Source organism: Pontivivens ytuae (assembly GCF_015679265.1).
GTDB classification, from domain to species: Bacteria; Pseudomonadota; Alphaproteobacteria; order Rhodobacterales; family Rhodobacteraceae; genus Pontivivens; species Pontivivens ytuae.
This window is the reverse complement of the sequence record NZ_CP064942.1, coordinates 1,269,864-1,288,094: the sequence shown is the minus strand read 5'-3', so window position 1 is coordinate 1,288,094 and position 18,231 is coordinate 1,269,864. Positions and strand designations below refer to the sequence as shown.

The window sequence follows — 18,231 nt, the reverse complement described above, 5'->3', positions numbered from 1 at the left end:
GGTACGCCATGGGTCCGCACATCGTTTCCGCCTTCGACGACGACCTGATCGCCGTCCAGGCCCGAATTTCCGAGATGGGAGGCCTCGCCGAGGACCTCCTGTCCTCCGCGCTCGAAGCGGTTAAGAACCGCGATCCGCAGCTCGCGCAGGAGGTCATCGCCCGCGACAAGCGCCTCGACGCGCTCGAGGTCGAGGTGGAGCGGCTGACCACCCGCGTCATCGCGCTGCGCCAGCCGATGGCGGGCGACCTGCGCATCCTGATCTCTGCGCTCAAGATGGCCTCGACGCTGGAGCGGGTGGGGGATCTGTCGAAGAACATTGCGCGGCGCGCCGTCTACCTCGCCAGCGTGCGCCCCGTGAAGATCAGCTCGTCCATCGTGCGCATGGGCACGCAGACCCTCGGCCAACTGACCGAGGTGCTCGACGCCTATACCTCGAAGGACACGGCACTCGCGGTCGCCATCTGGCGCCGCGACGTGGAGATCGACGAGATCTACAACTCCATCTTCCGCGAGGTGGTGACCTACATGATGGAGGATCCGCGGACCATCGGCCTCGGCTCGCAGCTCCTCTTCATCGCAAAGAACCTCGAACGCATCGGGGACCACACCACCCATCTCGCCGAGATGGTCTACTACATCGTCGAGGGCGAACCGCTCGGCGATGACCGCCCCAAGGGCGAACCGATCGGACTGGAAGGACTTTGAGGGGACAGCACGATGGCAAAGGTTCTGGTCGTCGAGGATGAAGAGGCGCTTTCCGAGCTTCTGAAATACAACCTCGTCAAGGAAGGCTTCACGGTCGCCGTCGCGTCGGAGGGGGACGAGGCGCTGGTGGCGGTCGAGGAGGACGCACCCGACATCATCATCCTCGACTGGATGCTGCCCAACGTCTCGGGCGTCGAGATCTGCCGCCAGCTTCGCGCGCGCCAGCAGACCAAGGACATCCCGATCATCATGCTCACCGCCCGCGGGGAGGAGGAGGACCGCGTCCGCGGCCTCGAGATCGGCGCCGACGACTACATGACCAAGCCCTTCTCCATGTCGGAGCTCGTGGCCCGGATGCGCGCCGTCCTGCGCCGCACCAGCCCGACCGTGGCGGGCGATGTCGCGACCTTCGCCGACATCTCCCTGGATCGGGAGACGTGCCGCGTGCGCCGGGGCAACCGGGACGTGCATCTCGGGCCCACCGAGTTCCGCCTGCTCGACGTGCTGATCCAGCGCCCGGGCCGCGTGTTCAGCCGCGAACAGCTGCTCGATCGCGTCTGGGGCCACGACGTCTATGTCGAGATCCGGACCGTGGACGTCCATGTCGGCCGCCTGCGCAAGGCGCTGAACCGGCGCGGCGAGGCCGACCCGATCCGCACCGTGCGGTCGGCCGGGTATGCCCTGGATGAAACATATGCCGGAGGAGCGGCGGCAAAGGCGTCCTGACATTTTGACGCCATCTTTCAAGGCGAGTTATCATGCAAAACGCTTATAAATCGTTCAGGATAACGTATGACCATCAAACGTCGTAGCCTTCTGGCCGGCAGCGCGGCAGGTATGGCCGCCCTGGCCGCTCCCGGGATCCTCCGGGCTCAGACTCAGGTGTTTCGCCTCTCATCCTGGCTGCCCCGCCAGCACACCGTGCCCTACGACATCCTCGATCCGTGGATCGAGATCGTGGCGCAATCGACGAACAACCGCGTGCAGATCGAGATCCTCGATGCGCCGCTCGGTCCGCCGCCCGCGCATCTCGGCCTCGCCCAATCCGGCGAGGCGGACATCGTCTACACCCTGCACGGCTATTCGGGGCAGGAGGCGTTCCTGCGCTCGCAGATCGGCCAGTTCTCCTTTCTCGGCGACAGCTTCGGCACCGCCATCGTCTTCTCCGACATCTACCGCAACGACCTGAACGCGGCGGCGGAACACGAGGGCGTGGAGCTTCTGGGCCTCTGGACCCACGGGCCGGGCCTTCTGTTCCTGAACGGCGTGCAGATCCGCACGCTGGACGATTTCCAGCAGCTTCGCGTCCGGACGCCCGGCGGCTACATCACCGAGATGGTGACCGAGCTCGGGGCGGAGAACCAGTTCCTGTCCCCTGGCCAGATCTCCGACGCCTTCGTGAGCGACCAGATCAACGCCGCGACCTTCCCGTGGGAGGCCGCACCCGCCTTCAACTTCGCGGACAAGGTGACCACCGGGCTCGAGATGCCGGGCGGGATCTACAATGCGACGTGGATGCTGGTGATGAACTCGGATGCGTGGAACCGCATCTCCGACCGCGACCAGCAGATCGTGCAGCAGGTCTCGGGCGAGGTCATCGGCCTGCTCGCCGGCAAGTCGTGGGACGAGGCGGATTACCTCGGCAAGCAGCGCTGTGCGGATATCGGCATGACCATCCAGCGCGCCTCCGACGAGCTGATCGCCGACTTCGCGGATCTTGCCAGCGGGTACGAGCAGCGCTGGGCACAAGCGGTCGCGGCCGAGGGCTTCGACGGCGACGGCGCGCTCGACCTCCTGCGGCGGCGCACGAGCGTGCAGCAGCTCTGAAACGGGCGGGGCGCTGTGCCCCACCTCTCGACACATGATCGCCGGGCCCGCCCCGGCGATTTTTTTGCCCGGAAGAAACGCCCGGATCGGGTCTCGGGCATGACGGTCGTGCGAGCACGCCTGTGCCAGGACGTACGTCATCGTCGGACTTGATCCGACGATCCTGATCTCAGCTGCGGGAGATGCCCGGATCAAGTCCGAGCATGACAGATGGATAGGAAAGCGCCCCGATCACTCCGCCCCGGAGCGTCATCGTCGGGCCTGACCCGACGATCTTCCACCCTCAAAGCCGCGAGAACCCTCCGCTCAGCGGCTCGCCGAGCGCCGGTCGCGGCGGGAGGACATGGGCTGGAACGCGACCGCCGTATGCGCCTCGCAATAGGGCTTGCCGGCCTGGCAGGGCAGGCCGCAGAACCAGAACTCCTCGGTCGCCGGATCGCCGATCGGCCATTTGCAGGTCCGCTCGGTGAGCTGCATCAGGTTGAGCTTGCGCGCCTTCTTCTCCACCTCGGCGAGGTTGGCCAGCGCCTCGGCACTGATCTCGTTGGCCGAGGGTTGCGGCGGCAGCGGCTGACCGGCGGTGATGATCGGCTTGCGCGGCGGCACGGGCGAGTTCGCCGGTTTCGGCTCCGGCTTCGGTGCGGCCTGCACCGGTTCCGCCTTCTTTGGCTCCGGCTGCGGCGAGGGCTCCGGCTTCGGCGCCTCGGCGGCCGGTTTCGCGGTCGAGGATGCAGCCGCGGTCCGGTTCGACAGGCCCAGGCGATGCACCTTGCCGATCACCGCGTTGCGGGTCACGCCGCCCAGCTCCTTCGCGATGACGGAGGCGGATTTTCCCTCGGCCCACATCTGCTTCAAGATCTCGACGCGCTCATCGGTCCAGGACATCGGCCGCTCCCACCTTCCAAAAACAAAAACGCGGTCCATATTGACCGCTGATCAGACATACCGTTTGGCAGAGCCCATATTATGGTCTCCGGCCGACCAGATACAAGAGCACGGCCCACCTCACCGGCCGGAAGGACATCATGGCAGAGACAGATCACCGCCCGATGGGCGAGCGTCGCTTCGGGCGCTGGAACACCCTCGGCATGCAGACCCTCGCAATGCGGGAGATCCGGCGCTTCACCAATGTCTGGACCCAGACGCTGGCGGCCCCCATGGCGACGGCGCTCCTCTTCATGCTGATCTTCGTCCTCGCCCTCGGCGACCGGCGGGGCGAGGTGATGGGAATGCCCTTCGCCGCCTTTCTCGCACCGGGCATCGTGATGATGACGGTGATCCAGAACGCCTTTGCCAACACCTCCTCGTCCATCGTGATTTCCAAGGTGCAGGGCAACATCGTCGACACGCTGATGCCGCCCCTTTCGCCGATGGAGATCATGGTGGGTTATGTCGCCGGTGGCGTCGCGCGCGGCGCGTTGGTCGCGGTCTTCGTCGCCCTCGTCGTCTTCCCCTTCGGCGGGGTCGGCGTCGCGCACCCGCTCTGGGCGCTCGTCTTCGTCCTGCTGGGCGCGACCTTGCTCAGCCTCGTCGGCATCCTCGCAGGGGTCTACGCGGACAAGTTCGACCAGATGGCCGCGATCACCAACTTCGTGGTGACGCCGCTCAGCTTCCTGTCCGGCACCTTCTACTCGCTGGAGACCTTGCCGCCGCTGATGCAGGCGATCAGCCACGCCAATCCGATCTTCTACGTGATCGACGGGTTCCGCTTCGGGATCCTCGGCGTGTCGGACTCCTCCCCCTGGTTCGGCGCGGCGGTCTGCCTCGCCGTGATCGGGGCGCTGTGGTGGGTCTGCTGGCGGTTCTTCGTTACGGGGTATCGGCTGAAGAGCTGAGCGCGCGATATGTTACAGGATCGGCACGAGCCTCGAAATCCTGTCACAGATCGAAGAGCTGCCGGACCGCGTGCCGCTCCGCCCCGACGGAGAGCATGCGGACCGCATCGCGCGCATGCATCCAGACGGGCTCGTGATCGGGTTCCAGCGGACGCGCCAGCGCCGCAACCGGCCGCGCCACGTAGAGCGAGCAGACCTTCCGCGCGTGGTACCCGTATTCCGGCATGTAGGTGAAGCGCTGATAGGCGCCGATCCGCCGCGGCGCGCCGATCCGCCAGCCGGTTTCCTCCATCACCTCGCGGTGCAGCGCGCGCAGCGGGCTCTCCCCCGGATCGATGCCGCCGCCGGGCAGCAGGAAGTCCTCGCCCGCGTTCGTCGTCTCCGCGACAAGCAGCCATGCGCCCTCCGCAATGATCGCGTAAGCGCCTGGCCTGTCGCGATAAACGGGGTCGGGGGCGGGCGGTTCTCCGAAACGGCGCATCGGCGGCTCCATGGTCCGGGGTTACATGGCGACCCCCGCCATACTATGTGGCAACCTCATGTGAAAAGGCTGGCACACCACAGAAAGGGGACCCGTTCATGAGTACCGCTGCGACGATCGCGTGGGACGACGCGATTCTGCCCTTTCAGCTCGACAAATCCGACATGCGCGGCCGCGTGGCGCGGCTCGACGCGACCCTCGACACGATCCTGGGGCAGCACGACTACCCGATGCCGGTGGCCGATCAGGTCGCGCAGGCGGTGATGCTGACCGCGCTGATCGGCCAGACGATCAAGCTGCGCTGGCGTTTGAGCCTTCAGATCCGCGGCGACGGGCCGCTGCGCCTGATCGCGACCGACTACTTCGCGCCGAAATCGGACGGCGATGCGGCCGAGATCCGCGCTTACGCGAGCTTCGATGCGGAACGGCTTGATGTGGAAGCGGATCCGTTCAGCCAGATCGGCCGCGGCATGTTCGCCATGATCATCGACCAGGGGCAGGGGATGCAGCCCTACCAGGGCATCACCCCGCTGGCCGGCGGCTCGCTCGCGAGCTGTGCGGAGACGTATTTCGCGCAGTCCGAGCAGCTTCCCACCCGCTTCGTGATCGGCGCGGCGCAGGAGCAGGGCGAGAGTGGGCTGAACTGGCGCGGCGGCGGCATCATGATCCAGCACATGCCCGAGAAGGGGATGCATGTGCAGGGCGAGGAGGGCTCGGGCGAGGGCGGTCTGCTCGCGGCCAACGACCTCATCGACAAGGATGCCGAGGAGGACTGGAACCGCGTGACCACGCTGGTCGAGACCGCTGAGCTGACCGAACTGATCGGCCCGCACGTGACGCCCGATCGGCTGCTGTTGCGCCTGTTCCATGAGGAGCAGCCGCGGGTCTTCGACGCGCAGCCGGTGCGCTTCGGCTGCACCTGCTCGGCGGCGAAGGTCGTGCAGACCATGTCGATCTACGGGCCGAAGGACATCGAGAAGATGACCACCGAGGACGGCACCGTGACCGCCGACTGCCAGTTCTGCGGGGCGCATTACGTGCTGCCGCCCAACGTGCTGGGCTTCGAGGCCGACCCGGACGAGGCTGCGGCGGCGGCCGAGGAGGCGCTGCCAAGCTGGCCGGGCCGCCCGGCGCGCAGCGCGCAGCGGTAGGTGAGCTTGGGGCGGGGCAGCAATTAGCTGCCCCGTTCGCGTTTCGAGTGCTGCGGTCAGCTGGCCGGGGGGCGCCCGGCCCGCAAAGGCAAGTGACTTCGAGAGCGGAACGGCTTCCGACTTTCCCACCCTGCGGCACCGCCAGGCCGCGCCCGTTTGGGGCTCCGCCCGTTCCCGCCTCAGACGCTCCACCGGAGCGTTTGCAGGACGGCGTTTACCCTCCCCCCGGAGGGCGCGTTGGCGGTGCCTATCGCCGAACGAGCGATGTGGATGCTTGAGGGCGCGGACCCATCACTACGGTCTCGAAAGCGCCCTCCAGGTCGGGCGCGGCCCTCGGCACTTCGCCTAGCCTTCCTCGAACCGCGCCTCCAGGGCAGGCAGGTCGTACCTTGACCGCACCGGTCCCCAGATCCCGGGTTCGAACTCCGGATCGCTGGGCAGGCAGTCGAGGCCGCAGAGCAGGGTCGCGACCTCCGTGTCGGGATCGATCCGCCAGAGCCGCCCGCCCGGCGTGGAGACATAGCCGATCGTGCCGTCGCCGATATCGCCGAGCATGTCGTCGATCGAGGGCACCTCGGCGTCGTATTCCAGCGTGAAGCTGCCATGGGTGTGGAAGGAGGCGAGCAGCTCCTCGTCCTTGCCCGGCTCGCTGTAGGTGCAGGTGTCGAAGGTGCCGCGCCGCGCGGGGCTTGCCCGCAGCTCGCCCGAGGACTGGCGGGCGATGTAGCCGCAGAACTCCACGTCTTCCTCGAAGGACTTCGTCTGGAGGCCCGCCAGCACCGCGCGGGCGAGCGCGTCCGTCTCCAGCGTCTCGGTCCCGGGCGCGCAGGCGCCCAGAGCCAGCAGCAGGACGGCCGCGCCCCTCATTCCCCGAACCGCTTGCTCAGCGAATTCAGCGTGTAGCTCTCCCGCACCGGGGCGCTGCCGCGCGCTGTGAAATTCGGGTCCTGGTAGAGGCAGCCGAGGCCGCAGAGCTGCACCGCGACCTCGCGCTGGTAGTCGAAGAACCAGATCCGCCCGCCCGGCGTCGCGATGTAGCCGTTGGTGCGCGCATCGATGTCCGAATACATGTCCTGGGTCGAGGGGACCTCGTCATCGTAGCGCTCCGTCCAGCCGCCATGGGTGTGGTAGGAGGCCGTGATGCGCCAGCCCGGCGGCGGCTCCTTGATCCGGCAGCTCGCATGGGTCCCCGGCCCGGGCACCGTCGCGCGCAGGAAGCCGCGATTGTCGTAGCCGATGAAGCCGCAATACTCCCGGCTCTCCGAAACGCTCTGCTGCTGGATGGAGGAGAGGACCTGCCGCGCGAGCGCATGGGTCGGGTTCTTCTCCTGTGCAACAGCAGGCAGGGCGAAGAGCGCGAGGACGATCGCCAAGACTTGCCAGCCTGCCCGGCGCGGGGCATCAAGCGGCGATGGATACGCCATTGTCACATCCTTCGGTTGATAACATCCGGCAGGCATTGGCCCGTGGGATCGCGGGCCCCTCATCGGACTACGACCTGAACGCCGAGGTCAAGAATTTGCTCCCGCCCGGGCGCAAACTGCGACAGGCTGCCGTACTTTGCCCCCTTGTCGAGCGCTCCGGCACGCTGAACGTGGTGCTCACGCGCCGTTCCTCGCAGTTGAAGCACCATCCCGGACAGGTGGCGTTTCCGGGCGGCAAGGTCGATCCCGGGGACGCGGATGCCGAGGCCGCTGCCCTGCGCGAGGCGCGGGAGGAGATCGGGCTGGAGCCGGGTTCTGTCGAGCTGTTGGGCGCGCTGCCGGTGCATGAGACGGTGACCGGCTTCATGGTCCATCCCTTCGTCGGCCGCATCCCGGCGGATTTCGCGCCGGTGCCCGAGGCCGGTGAGGTCGAGGAGGTGTTCGAGGTGCCGCTCGCCTTCCTGCTCGACAGCGCTAACCGCACGGTACAGTCGCGCGACTGGCGCGGGCAGGAGCGGCGCTATTACACCATTCCCTACGGCCCCTACTACATCTGGGGTGCCACGGCGCGGATCCTGCGCACCTTTGCGGACCTGATCCATGCACGTTGAAGGCTCCTGGCGGACCACCCCCGCCACCGTGCGGGTGATGTCGGTGCTGGGCGAGGCCTATTTCGTGGGCGGCTGTGTGCGCAATGCCGTGCTGGGCGAGCCGGTCTCCGACATCGATATCGCGACGCCCCTGCGGCCCGAGGAGGTCGTGGCCCGGATGGAGGCGGCGGAGCTGAAGGTCGTGCCCACGGGCATCGAGCATGGCACCGTCACCGTGGTTGCCGACAGCGTCCCTTACGAGGTCACGACCTTCCGTCGCGATGTGGAGACCGACGGCCGCCGCGCCACCATCGCCTTCGCCGATGACATTGCCGAGGATGCGGCGCGGCGCGACTTCACGATGAACGCGCTCTATGCCCGCGCCGATGGCGAGGTGGTCGACCCGCTGGGCGGGCTGGAGGATGCGCGGGCACGCCGGGTGATCTTCGTCGGCGATGCGGAGACGCGGATCCGGGAGGATTACCTGCGGATCCTGCGCTTCTTCCGCTTCCGCGCGTGGTACGGGCGGGGCGAGGCCGATGAGACGGCGCTTGCCGCGTGCACGAAGCTTGCAAACGGGCTCGACGGCTTGTCGGCGGAGCGGGTGACGGCGGAGTTCTGCAAGCTGCTGGCTGCCCCCGATCCGACGCCGGTGCTGGAGGAGATGGTGGGCGCGGGCGTCCTGAAACGGGTGCTGCCCGATGCGCAGCTCGACCTGATCGCGCCGCTGATCCGGGCCGAGGACGGCCGGGCGCCGCGCTGGCAGCGGCGGATGCTGGCGCTGAGCGGACGGCGGTCGCGGCTGCGGCTGGCGAAGCGCGATGCGCAGGGGCTGATCCTCGCCGAGGCCGCACTCGCCCGACCCGAGACGCCTGCGGTGCGCGCGCGCCGCTATGGTTCCGACATCGCCCGCGACCTGTGCCTGATGGAGGCGGCGATCCTCGGCCGGAAGCCGTCGCGCAAGGTCGAGGCGGAGATCGCGCGGGGTGCGGCCGCGAGCTTCCCATTGAAGGCCGCCGACCTGATGCCACCCTTCTCTCCGGGCCCCGAGCTGGGGGTGGAGATGGAGCGGCTGCGTACGCTCTGGCATGCGAGCGACCTCAAGCACAACAAGGCGGCTCTTCTGCGCCAGCGGCGCGAGCCCGGTCAGCGGCGCGGGGCGTGAGGGTACAAACCCGCGATTGACCGCGCGGGGCGTCCCGCGGAATGTACCGCTCCGCACGACCGGAGCCCCGCATGACGCCTGAGACCCTGATCGCCATCTTCGTGCTCGCCGCCGCGACCGTCTGGACGCCGGGGCCGAACAACGCGCTGCTGGCGTCCTCGGGCGCGCGCTTCGGGTTCCGCGCGACGCTGCCGCATGCGCTGGGCGTGGCGCTGGGCTTTCCGCTGATGTGCTTTGCCATGGCGCTGGGGCTGGGCGGGGTGTTCCTCGCCACGCCGCTGCTGGGCGAGGCGCTGCGCTGGATCGGGGCGGCGCTGCTGCTCTGGATTGCGTGGAAGACCTTCAACGCGAAGCCGCCGGGCGAGGGGGCGACGAACGCGCGGCCCTGGACGTTTCTGGAGGCGACGGCGTTCCAGTGGGTGAACCCAAAGGCGTGGCTCATGGCGATCTCGATGATCTCGCAATTCGTGACGGGCCGCGCGCCGCTGCTGGAGGCCGCCGTGGTCTCGGGCGTCTATGCGCTGGTGGGGCTGACCTCGGCGAATGGATGGGCCGGGTTCGGGGCGGCGTTGCAGCGGTTCCTGCGCACGCCGTTGCGGCTGCGGCTCTTCAACGGGGTGATGGCGGGGCTGATCGTGATGACGGTGTTCGGCCTGCTCTTCGCGGATCTGCGGCCGTGATCCTGGGGCTGATCCCGGTCGAGCTCGCGGTCTTCGTCTTTGCCGGGCTGTTCTCGCCGGGGCCGAACGTGGTGCTGCTCACGGCTTCGGGCGCGCGGTTCGGGTTCCGGGCGACCGTGCCGCACGTGTTGGGCGTCGCGGCCGGGGTCGGGGTGACGGCGGGGCTGACGGGGCTCGGGCTCGGGGCGCTGCTGCTGGCTTATCCGGCGCTGACGCTGGCCCTGCGGCTGGTGGCAGCGGGCTGGATCCTGTGGCTGGCGTGGAAGCTGTTCCGGGCGACGCGCACCAGCCGGGCGGAGGCGGGCGACCGGCCCTTCACCTTCATCGAGGCGGTGGCGTTCCAGTGGGTCAATCCGAAGGTCTGGGCGGTGGCGCTGGCGGCCTCCGCCTTCGTCGCGACGCGGGGACCGGCGGAGGCCGGGGCGGCGCTTGCCATAGCGTTTTCGTGCATCAACCTCGGCGTCTGCCTGTTCTGGTCGAGCGCGGGGCACCTTCTGGGACGCCTGCTGTCGGACGAGCGGCTGTGGCGGGCGTTCATGACCGGAATGGCGGCGCTGATGGCGGCCTCGGCGGCGCTGATCTTCGCCTGAGGGCAACGATCTTCATCCGAAGATCGTTTGGAAGAGTTTTCGGGCCGAAAACTCTTAGGCGGCGCGCAGGGCCTGCCACCACGGGTCGGTGGTCAGCGCGCGGCGCAGGGGCGTCATCGTGGTCGACGGCGCCTCCTCGATGTAGCGGTGCGCTTCGGCGAGGCTCTCGCCCTCCAGCGTGCGGAGGTAGTCCATGCCGCGCTTCACGCTGAACGGCACGCCGCGGGACAGGAGGAAGTTGGGCTCCAGGTCCGTCCAGACCGCCCCGTCATGCCCGCTCATCCGGCACCAGGCCATGACTGCTTCGTTCACCTCCGGCAGGCGGCCATGTGCGCCGTCCTGGGTGCAGCGGCCGATCAGGTCTTCCGGCGCGCGTTCCCGCCGGGCGAGGTCGCTGACCGCATCGGTGAGCCGGGCGCGGGTCGAGCGGATCGCGTGGGTCGGGCAGGCCGCGCCGTGCTGCGGGTCGAGGCAAACGACGAGGCCCATCTTCCGCTTCGGCGAGATGCGGGAGAACTCCATCGGCAGCTCCGGCCCGCCGCGCATGTGCCAGTCGCCCGCCACATGCGGCTCCAGGTTCTCGATATCCCAGATCAGGGAGCCCCAGCCGAGGATGGCGATTTTCATGATGCAGAGACAGGACCGAGACTAGACGAGGAGCTTCGTGACGGCTGTCGCGACAGCCACCATGACCGCAGCAAAGACCGTGAAAGGCACATAGAACCGCTCACGCATGATCTTGGCGGTTTCCGCATTCAGTTTTGCGGTCGTCGCAATGAGGCTCGCGATTTCCGCGCGCATCTTCTCGTCCGCGAGATCCTGCTCTTCCCGTGTCATGTGGCAACTCCTCCGTCCGTGTCGCCGCCGATCTCAAGGTAATACGCTTAAGGAAGAATTGCGATCTTCATGGCCAGGCGGCGAGGGGGGGCAGGCTCATCAGCACTGCTTCCGGGTTGTGCCCCGTTTGCAGGCCGAAAGTCGTGCCGCGGTCGTAGACGAGGTTGAACTCCGCATACCGTCCCCGGCGGAAGAGCTGGTGGGCGCGGTCGTCCTCGGTCCAGTCCTCGAACATCCGCTTCTCGACGATGGGGACGAAGGCCTTGAGGAAGGCGCGGCCCACGTCCTGGGTAAAGGCGAAATCCGCCTCCCAGTCGCCGGAGCAGTGGTCGTCGTAGAAGATGCCGCCGACGCCGCGCGCCTCGTTCCAGTGGCGGATCATGAAGTACTCGTCGGCCCATTCCTTGTAGCGCGGGTAGAGGTCCGCGCCGTGGGGCGCGCACGCCGCCTCCTGCTGCGCGTGGAAGAAGGCGGTGTCCTCGGCGACCTCCCGCATCGGGTTGAGGTCGGAGCCGCCGCCGAACCACCAGCCGTGCGGGGTCCAGAACATGCGGGTGTTCATGTGGACCGCCGGCACCTTTGGCGAGCGCATGTGGGCGACCAGCGAGATGCCCGAGGCCCAGAAGCGCGGGTCCTCCGCCATGCCGGGCATGTCCTTCCGCGCGGCCATGGCGCGTTGTGCCCCCTCGCCCAGCGTGCCGTAGACCTCTGAGATATTGACGCCGACCTTCTCGAAGCAGCGCCCGCCGCGCATCACGCTCATCTCGCCGCCGCCCGCGTCCGAGCCGTCGCCGGAGGCGCGCTCGGTCCGCTTGCGCTCGAACCGGCCCGGTGCGAGATCGGCGAAGGGGCCGGAGGTCTGCGCGTCCTCCAGAGCCTCGAACGCGGCGCAGATCTCGTTGCGCAGCTCGCGAAACCATGAGGCGGCGCGGTCCTTTTCCGGTCGCATTTCAGTGTTCATACAATCTCAGCCTTTTGCGGAAGGTGGCGTTTGCGCGGCGAAGCCCTTAAACCACGCAACCCAGTGGGATGAGAAGTGTCTGGAGTGAGTGGGGGCCGTCATGGCCACGATCGATGGGGGCGTCGGTCAGGATAGCCTGACCGGGACGGACGCCGCCGACAGCATCAGCGGAGGGACCGGATCCGACACGCTCGACGGGGCGGGTGGGAACGATACCCTGCGCGGTGACGCCGGGGGGCCGGGCGACGGGCCACCGGGCTTCCTGTTCTTCGAGTTCTTCAACTTCGCCTTCAACCCCGACACGGTCGACGACATCCCCACGAGCGGGGCGGACGCCTTCGGCTTCGTCGACGATTTCGACGTGGATGCGCTCGCAGCGCTCTACGACAGCGAGGGCAACTCCAACCAGTTCGGCATTCGCTACAAGGGCACGATCGAGATCGGGGCGGGGGATGCGGGGACCTACACCTTCTCCACCGCCTCGGACGACGGGTCGAAGGTGTTCATCGACGGAGTGGAGGTCGTCGACAACGACGGCCTGCACGGGGTGCGGACCCGCTCAGGCACCATCGACCTGACCGAGGGCACCCACGACATCGAGATCCTGTTCTTCGAGAACAGCGGCGGGGAGAGCCTCGTCGTCAATGTCTCGGGTCCGGGCACGAGCGGCACGCAGGATCTGTTTGCATCCGGCCTCGTCGGGGATCCGGACGACAATACCGAAGTCACGCCCGGCAACGACGTGCTGATCGGGGGCGACGGCGACGATCAGCTCTTCGGTGAGGAGGGCGACGATTCGTTGGCCGGGGACGACGGCGCGGCGGGCACGGGGCTGAACTTCGAGTTCTACAATGTCGGCTCGGACATCGATTCCGTGAACGACATTCCCGAGACGGGGGCCGACGCCACCGGTTTCGTCAGCGAGATCGACATCGTGGGTCTCGCCACCGCCAACGGGACGGTGTTTGCCAACGGCTCGAACCCTGAGCAGTTCGGCATCCGCTATTCCGGCGAGATCACGATCACCACCGGCGGGACCTACACGTTCGAGCTCACCTCCGACGACGGGGCGGTGATCTATATCGACGGCGTGCCCGTCGTCTCCGACGACAGCCTGCACGCGCCGCGGACGGTCAGCGACACGACCACGCTGACGCCGGGCAGCTATACGATCACCATCGAGTATTTCGAGCGGACCGGGCTGAACGTGCTGGGTGTCGCCGTCAGCGGGCCGGATACCGGTGGCAGTCTGGTGGAGCTCACCGATTCGGGGCTGGTGACCTCGACCAATCCCAGCCCGGCGGAGGGTGATGATACCCTCGACGGCGGCGCGGGTTCCGACACGCTGACCGGTGGTGCCGGGGCGGACCGGTTCGAGGCGACGAGCTTCGGCGGCGGGGCCGGGGTCGAGGACGTGGTGACCGACTTCCAGCCGCGCGTCTCGGGCGGGGACATCGTCGATTTCATCAATCTCGAGCCGTTCTTCGACCGCTTCTCCGACCTGGAGGATGCGGCGACGCAATCGGGTGCCGACCTGCTGGTGACGCTGCCCGACGGCGCGGTGATCCGGCTGCAGGACGTCACGATCTCCGACCTCGAGACGGCGAACACGGGCGTGCCGCCCTGCTTTGCCACCGGCACGCCGATCACGACGGTGATCGGGCCGCGGCGGATCGAGGAGATCGCGGTCGGCGACCTCGTCGTCACGCAGGATCATGGGCCGCAGCCGGTGCGCTGGATCGGGCGGCGGCACCTGACCGGGGCGGAGCTGCGGGCCGCGCCCGCCTTTCGCCCGATCCGCATCCGGCGGGGCGCGCTCGGCCCCGGCCGCCCGGCGCGCGACATCGTGGTCTCGCCCCAGCACCGCCTGCTGGTGCGCCGGGCCGAGCCCCTGGCGGACGGGGTCGAGATACTGGTTCCGGCCGTGCATCTGGTGAACGGATCCAGCATCCGGCAGATCGATGTGGAGGAGGTGACGTATCATCACCTCCTCTTCGACCGGCACGAGATCGTCTTTTCCGACGGACTGGCGAGCGAGAGCTTCCACCCCGGTGCTCAGACGCTTGGCAGCATGGATCACGCCGCGCGGCTCGAACTGCTCGCCCTGTTTCCGGAACTGCTGCACAAGGGCTACGGCACGACGGCTCGGCCCGAGCGGCGGGGGCGCGAGGCCCGTCATCTTGTCAGCACCCGTTGCACGAGCGCGGCTCTGCGTTACATGGGGTAGGGCGATGCCGGGTGTCAGGCCCGACGGACAGTTCGGGCTGCGCGCCCGGTAGAACGAGAGCCCGTTCCCATGTTTGGCTTTTTCGAGCGGCTGGTGGATCCCTACCAGCCCTATGCCGACCGCGACACTCCGCCGGACCGGTTGGGTCCGTTCCTGTTCGAGTACCTGCGCCCCTTCCGCAAGGTCCTGATCTACGTCACGCTGTTCACGCTCGTCGTCGCCGCGGTGGAGATCGGACTGATCTACTATGCGGGCCGGGTGGTGGACCTGCTGGAGGGCTCGACGCCGCAGACCTTCATCGCGGAGCACGGGCTGGAGCTGCTCTTCATCGCGCTCTTCATCCTGTTCCTGCGGCCGATCGCGCAGATCGTGGACACGATGTTCCTCAACCAGTCGCTGCTGCCCAATCTCGGCACGCTGGTCCGGTGGCGTGCGCACCGGCACGTGCTGCGCCAGTCGGTGGGCTGGTTCCAGGACGATTTCGCGGGCCGGATCGCGAACCGGGTGATGCAGACGCCCTCCGCGACCGGGGAGGCGACGTTCCAGGTCTTCGACGCGCTGGTCTACGCGGTGATCTACCTTGTCGGCGCGCTCGTGCTGCTGGGCGGCACCGATCCGCGGCTGATGCTGCCGCTCGTCATCTGGTCGATGATGTACATCTCGCTCTGCTTCTACGTGATCCCGCGGATCGCGCAGGCGTCCAAGGAGTTCTCGGACGCACGCTCGGCCATCACGGGCCGGATCGTGGACAGCTACACCAACATTCAGACCGTGAAGCTCTTCGCCCACACGCGGGAGGAGGAGCTGTTCGCCGGCGAGGCGATCGAGGAGGCGCGCCAGAAGTTTCAGAAGCAGATGCGCCTGATCTCCTTCATGGAGCTGGGGCTGCTGCTCATCAACGGTTTGCTGATCGTCGCGGTGATCGGTTGGTCGGTGGTGCTCTGGCAGCAGGGCACGGCCTCGGTCGGGACGGTCGCTGCGGCCTCCGCGCTGGTGCTGCGGCTCAACGCGATGACCGGCTGGATCATGTGGGCGCTGTCTTCGCTCTTCGAAAACCTCGGCGTGGTGCGGGAGGGGATGGACACCATCGCCCAGCCGATCGAGCTGACCGACAGCGACGGGGCGGCCGATCTGCAGGTGGCCGGCGGCGCCATCGCCTTTCGCGACGTGAGCCACCATTACGGCAAGGCCTCGGGCGGCTTGGAGCATGTGGAGCTGGAGATCCCGGCCGGGCAGCGCGTTGGCCTCGTCGGCCGGTCGGGTGCGGGCAAGTCCACCATGGTCAACCTCCTCCTGCGCTTCCACGATGCGGAGAAGGGCCGGATCGAGGTCGACGGCCAGGCGATCTGCGACGTGACGCAGGACAGCCTGCGCCGCGCCGTGGGCATGGTCACGCAGGACACCTCGCTGCTCCACCGCTCGGTCCGCGACAACATCCGTTACGGCACGCCCGGTGCGAGCGATGCCGAGATCGAGGCGGCGGCGCGCCGGGTCGAGGCACACGACTTCATCCTCGAGCTTGAGGATCCGCAGGGCCGGCGCGGCTACGACGCCCATGTCGGCGAGCGCGGCGTGAAGCTGTCGGGCGGCCAGCGGCAGCGGATCGCGCTCGCCCGCGTGGTGCTGAAGGACGCGCCGATCCTCGTGCTCGACGAGGCGACCTCCGCGCTCGACAGCGAGGTCGAGGCGGCGATCCAGGGTGCGCTCTACGGCATGATGGAGGGCAAGACCGTGATCGCCATCGCGCACCGGCTGTCCACCATCGCGGCCATGGATCGGATCTTGGTGCTGGACGGTGGCCACGTGGTCGAGGACGGCCCGCACGAGGCGTTGCTGGCGCAGGGCGGTCTTTACGCGCGGCTGTGGTCGCGGCAATCGGGCGGGTTCCTGGCGGTCGCCGAATGAGGCGGTTCTTCACGGAGCTGATGGACGCCTTCGCGCCCGCCGACGGGCCGCCGCCGCGCACGCTCTGGCCGTTCCTGCGCTGGGCGCTGCGGGGCTCGGGCCCGGTGATCGGCGTGGCGGCGTTGCTCGGGCTGTTCCTCGGCGTCAGCGAGGCGTTCGGTGCGTGGCTCGTCGGCTACCTCGTGGATCTGGTGGCGAGCGAGAGTTCGGACGGCTTCGTCGACCGGCATCTGTGGACGCTGGCCGGTGCCGCACTCTTCTTCATGGCGCTGCGGCCGCTGATGATGGGCGTGACCTCGGCGGTCAACTCGCTCGGCGTCATGCCCAACACCTCGACGCTGGCCATGGTGCGGCTGAACCGGCACACGCTGGGGCAATCCCTCCGCTTCTTCGAGGAGGATTTCGCGGGGCGCATCGCGCAAAAGCAGATGCAGACGGTCTCGGCCATCTCCAACATACTGAACGAGCTGGTGAACTCCGCGACCTACGCGCTGTCGGTGCTGATCGGCGCGGCGCTGCTGCTGTCGCAGGTCTCGGGCTGGCTCGGGCTGCTGCTGGGCGGCTGGTTCGTGGTCTACGCGCTCTACATCCGGGCGTTGCTGCCGCGGATCCGCAAGCGCTCCCGGGCGCGGGCGGCGGCGCGGGCGGCGCTGTCGGGCCACGTGGTCGATACGGTGTCGAACATCGCGACGGTCAAGCTCTTCGCCCACGCCACGCGGGAGCGGGACACCGCCGAGGATGCCATGGCCCGCCTGCGCGAGCGGATGCAGGATTTCGGGGTCGTGTCCGTGCAGTTCCGGCTCGGCCTCGGCGTGCTGGCGGGCGCGCTGCCGGTCATGCTGCTGGGGGCCGGTATCTGGCTGTGGCAGGGCGGGCAGGCCACTCCGGGCGATCTCGCCATGGCGGGGCTGCTAGCGACGCGGATCGGGCAGATGTCGTTCTGGCTGAGCTTCGTGGCCATGGGCGTGTTCACCAATATCGGCGAGATCGAGGACGGGATGCGCACCCTCACGCCGCCCCACGATCTGCTCGACCGGGCCGACGCCGCGGCGCCCGAGCGGGTGGCCGGCGCCGTCGCGTTCGAGAACGTGGAATTCCGCTATGGCCGGCGCGAGGGCGGCGGGCTCGACGGCCTGTCGCTGCGGGTCGCGGCGGGGGAGAAGGTCGGTCTCGTCGGCCGCTCGGGTGCAGGCAAGTCGACGGCGCTGGAGCTGCTGCTGCGGCTCCGCGATGTGGAGGCGGGGCGCATCACCCTCGACGGTGGCGACATCCGGGAGCTCACGCAGGACGGGTTGCGCGATGCGATCGCGACGGTCCGGCAGGACACCTCGATGTTCAATCGCTCCGCCCGCGACAACATTGCCTACGGGCGGCCCGATGCCACGGACGCGGAGGTCACCGCCGCAGCACAGGCCGCGCAGGCGCATGAATTCGTGATGGCGCTGCACGATCATGACGGCCGCACGGGCTATGACGCGCGGCTCGGCGAGCGCGGCGTCAAGCTCTCCGGCGGGCAACGGCAGCGGGTGGCGATCGCGCGGGCGTTCCTGAAGGACGCGCCGATCCTCCTGCTGGACGAGGCGACGGCCGCGCTCGATTCGGAGACGGAGCAGGCGGTGCAGGCCGCGCTCGAGACCCTTATGGAGGGCCGCACCGTGATCGCCGTGGCGCACCGGCTGTCGACGCTGGCCCGCATGGACAGGATCGTGGTGATCGACGAGGGCCGGGTGGTCGAGGAGGGGCGGCACGACGTGCTCCTGGCCCGCGGTGGTCTCTACGCTTCGTTCTGGGCGCGTCAGTCCGGTGGCTTCCTGCAGGCGGACGCGGCCGAATAGGGCCCGTCCGTGCGCC

General features: G+C 68.3%; 19 protein-coding genes. 12 read left to right on the top strand and 7 right to left on the bottom strand.

The window, feature by feature from the left end; genetic code table 11:
• Positions 1-8 precede the first annotated feature (8 nt).
• The 3 genes from phoU to I0K15_RS06175 all read left to right on the top strand — a co-directional run bounded on the left by phoU (position 9) and on the right by I0K15_RS06175 (position 2,534).
• A complete protein-coding gene (gene phoU, locus I0K15_RS06185; RefSeq protein WP_196104525.1) occupies positions 9-707 on the top strand; it encodes a phosphate signaling complex protein PhoU in 699 nt (232 codons plus the stop codon).
• A 12-nt stretch (positions 708-719) separates the two neighbouring features.
• A complete protein-coding gene (gene phoB, locus I0K15_RS06180) occupies positions 720-1,433 on the top strand; it encodes a phosphate regulon transcriptional regulator PhoB (RefSeq protein WP_196104524.1) in 714 nt (237 codons plus the stop codon).
• 156 nt (positions 1,434-1,589) lie between these two features.
• Complete coding sequence (locus tag I0K15_RS06175) at positions 1,590-2,534, top strand: TRAP transporter substrate-binding protein (protein WP_196104523.1); 945 nt, start codon at positions 1,590-1,592, stop codon at positions 2,532-2,534.
• A 306-nt stretch (positions 2,535-2,840) separates the two neighbouring features.
• On the opposite strand, the gene I0K15_RS06170 is transcribed toward I0K15_RS06175, so the two are convergent.
• Entirely contained in the window at positions 2,841-3,419 is a 579-nt protein-coding gene (locus I0K15_RS06170) for a GcrA family cell cycle regulator (protein WP_196104522.1), read from the bottom strand.
• 140 nt (positions 3,420-3,559) lie between these two features.
• Here I0K15_RS06170 and I0K15_RS06165 point away from each other — a divergent pair, with 140 nt between their 5' ends.
• Entirely contained in the window at positions 3,560-4,369 is an 810-nt protein-coding gene (locus I0K15_RS06165; RefSeq protein ID WP_196104521.1) for an ABC transporter permease, read from the top strand.
• A gap of 43 nt (positions 4,370-4,412) precedes the next feature.
• Here I0K15_RS06165 and I0K15_RS06160 read toward each other — a convergent pair whose 3' ends face one another.
• A complete protein-coding gene (locus I0K15_RS06160) occupies positions 4,413-4,850 on the bottom strand; it encodes an NUDIX domain-containing protein (RefSeq protein ID WP_196104520.1) in 438 nt (145 codons plus the stop codon).
• 98 nt (positions 4,851-4,948) lie between these two features.
• Here I0K15_RS06160 and hslO point away from each other — a divergent pair, with 98 nt between their 5' ends.
• Positions 4,949-6,001, top strand: a complete 1,053-nt coding sequence (gene hslO, locus I0K15_RS06155) for an Hsp33 family molecular chaperone HslO (RefSeq protein WP_196104519.1) — start codon at positions 4,949-4,951, stop codon at positions 5,999-6,001.
• A gap of 345 nt (positions 6,002-6,346) precedes the next feature.
• Here hslO and I0K15_RS06150 read toward each other — a convergent pair whose 3' ends face one another.
• Both I0K15_RS06150 and I0K15_RS06145 read right to left on the bottom strand, forming a co-directional pair.
• Positions 6,347-6,868 (bottom strand): DUF4329 domain-containing protein, encoded by a 522-nt coding sequence (locus tag I0K15_RS06150; protein WP_196104518.1) that lies wholly within the window; start codon positions 6,866-6,868, stop codon positions 6,347-6,349.
• Positions 6,865-7,374, bottom strand: coding sequence for a DUF4329 domain-containing protein (locus I0K15_RS06145; protein WP_196104517.1), 510 nt, complete (start codon positions 7,372-7,374; stop codon positions 6,865-6,867). The genes I0K15_RS06150 and I0K15_RS06145 overlap by 4 nt, the downstream gene beginning before the upstream one ends.
• 38 nt (positions 7,375-7,412) lie before the next feature.
• Between I0K15_RS06145 and I0K15_RS06140 the strand changes: the two genes are divergently transcribed.
• From I0K15_RS06140 to I0K15_RS06130, 4 genes are all read left to right on the top strand, one after another.
• Positions 7,413-8,036, top strand: a complete 624-nt coding sequence (locus I0K15_RS06140; RefSeq protein ID WP_196104516.1) for a CoA pyrophosphatase — start codon at positions 7,413-7,415, stop codon at positions 8,034-8,036.
• A complete protein-coding gene (locus I0K15_RS06135) occupies positions 8,026-9,180 on the top strand; it encodes a CCA tRNA nucleotidyltransferase (RefSeq protein WP_196104515.1) in 1,155 nt (384 codons plus the stop codon). Before I0K15_RS06140 ends, I0K15_RS06135 begins: the two co-directional genes overlap by 11 nt.
• A 71-nt stretch (positions 9,181-9,251) precedes the next feature.
• Entirely contained in the window at positions 9,252-9,860 is a 609-nt protein-coding gene (locus I0K15_RS21025) for a LysE family translocator (protein WP_230374309.1), read from the top strand.
• The gene (locus tag I0K15_RS06130; protein ID WP_230374308.1) at positions 9,857-10,450 is read left to right on the top strand and encodes a LysE family translocator; all 594 of its coding nucleotides are present in this window, start codon (positions 9,857-9,859) and stop codon (positions 10,448-10,450) included. The genes I0K15_RS21025 and I0K15_RS06130 overlap by 4 nt, the downstream gene beginning before the upstream one ends.
• A 54-nt stretch (positions 10,451-10,504) precedes the next feature.
• Here I0K15_RS06130 and I0K15_RS06125 read toward each other — a convergent pair whose 3' ends face one another.
• The 3 genes from I0K15_RS06125 to hemF form a co-directional block, all read right to left on the bottom strand.
• Positions 10,505-11,077, bottom strand: a complete 573-nt coding sequence (locus tag I0K15_RS06125) for a hypothetical protein (protein WP_196104513.1) — start codon at positions 11,075-11,077, stop codon at positions 10,505-10,507.
• A gap of 21 nt (positions 11,078-11,098) precedes the next feature.
• Positions 11,099-11,287, bottom strand: a complete 189-nt coding sequence (locus tag I0K15_RS06120; protein WP_196104512.1) for a hypothetical protein — start codon at positions 11,285-11,287, stop codon at positions 11,099-11,101.
• A gap of 67 nt (positions 11,288-11,354) precedes the next feature.
• Positions 11,355-12,236 carry an oxygen-dependent coproporphyrinogen oxidase gene (hemF, locus tag I0K15_RS06115; protein WP_422394006.1) on the bottom strand — a complete coding sequence of 294 codons (882 nt, stop codon included), beginning with the start codon at positions 12,234-12,236 and terminating at the stop codon, positions 11,355-11,357.
• 112 nt (positions 12,237-12,348) lie between these two features.
• Between hemF and I0K15_RS06110 the strand changes: the two genes are divergently transcribed.
• From I0K15_RS06110 to I0K15_RS06100, 3 genes are all read left to right on the top strand, one after another.
• Positions 12,349-14,475, top strand: a complete 2,127-nt coding sequence (locus I0K15_RS06110) for a Hint domain-containing protein (RefSeq protein ID WP_196104510.1) — start codon at positions 12,349-12,351, stop codon at positions 14,473-14,475.
• 69 nt (positions 14,476-14,544) lie between these two features.
• The gene (locus I0K15_RS06105) at positions 14,545-16,380 is read left to right on the top strand and encodes an ABC transporter ATP-binding protein (protein ID WP_196104509.1); all 1,836 of its coding nucleotides are present in this window, start codon (positions 14,545-14,547) and stop codon (positions 16,378-16,380) included.
• Positions 16,377-18,215: an ABC transporter ATP-binding protein gene (locus I0K15_RS06100; protein ID WP_196104508.1), complete on the top strand. Its 1,839-nt coding sequence runs from the start codon at positions 16,377-16,379 to the stop codon at positions 18,213-18,215. Before I0K15_RS06105 ends, I0K15_RS06100 begins: the two co-directional genes overlap by 4 nt.
• The last annotated feature ends 16 nt before the right edge of the window (positions 18,216-18,231 follow it).